1 protein-coding gene is annotated in these 924 nt (G+C 61.9%); it reads left to right on the top strand.

Annotation, left to right across the window (positions count from 1 at the left end):
• Positions 1-792, top strand: a 792-nt coding sequence (locus HMPREF2806_RS09980; RefSeq protein WP_232745410.1) for a hypothetical protein, incomplete at its 5' end; no start/stop codon positions are given.
• Positions 793-924 lie beyond the last annotated feature (132 nt).

The following is a 924-nucleotide window of genomic DNA, read 5'->3' as shown; positions in this document are numbered from 1 at the left end:
TATCGGTTTATCCACACGAAATGTCCCTTAAGCCACCCAACCCGCATTGACCGCACCCTCGCCGCACTGCGCGCCGCGTGGGAAGGCCAACCGGACCTTCCCCTGGGAACCCTGTTTGGCATGTTGGCGGCGGAGGGCTACGGCTGGGGCGTGCCTGACGACGAACTCAGCGCGCGGCTGGAGGCGATGGCGGCTGTGCATCCCCCGCTTGTGCCTCTCGACGCCAATCTCGTCACCGAGGGCCTCTGGCTCGTCGTTACGCCCACACACCGCGTGACACTAGCCCCTACGACTGCGGCCCCTCGCAATGTGGAGCAGAGCCGACAGGCGGAGTCTGTGGCGGTGGTGAGACCGATATCCAAGGACGGGCAGCGTGGCCCGCCGGTGGCGTGGACGGTGTCAGCCCTCCGGCCCGTTGGACCAGGACGACCGCTCGTGATTGCCGATGCCGAAGGCTTCGAGCATCGGTTTGGTGTCGTTGAGTCCGTCACGCGTTTGCGGGAGGACTATCGGAGCCTGACCGGCCTCAAGCGCCGCAGCGTGGGGGACCGGGTGTGGTTCATTCGTACCGATGCCGAAACCATAATCCTCGACCATGGGCTCCACATTGTCGAACGCAAGAATCGTGAGCTTATCCGAACCGACTTCTCGTGGCACACTATCGAGGAGGGCGAAGTTGGGAAAGCACTTCGCGTCCAACTATCACGGGGAACGTTGCACACTTTTGGGTGTATCAAGGAACTCATCCTCGCTGAATCCGCGCCTTGGAACGAGTCCGTCTCGCCCTACTAGCGGACTCCTGTTCAGCCCGCCCAAATCCTGTCCGTTGAACGCCAGGACTTCTGCACATTCCGAGCAGATAGCCGATTACCCGCTGGTCCGCGTTTTAGATTGTTGCGACCGGCTATTTGGTAGCAGTGTCGT

This window comes from Corynebacterium sp. HMSC076G08 (assembly GCF_001811515.1).
GTDB classification, from domain to species: Bacteria; Actinomycetota; Actinomycetes; order Mycobacteriales; family Mycobacteriaceae; genus Corynebacterium; species Corynebacterium hiratae.
Note: the sequence above shows the minus strand (reverse complement) of the source record. Positions and strands in the feature narration are given on the sequence as shown.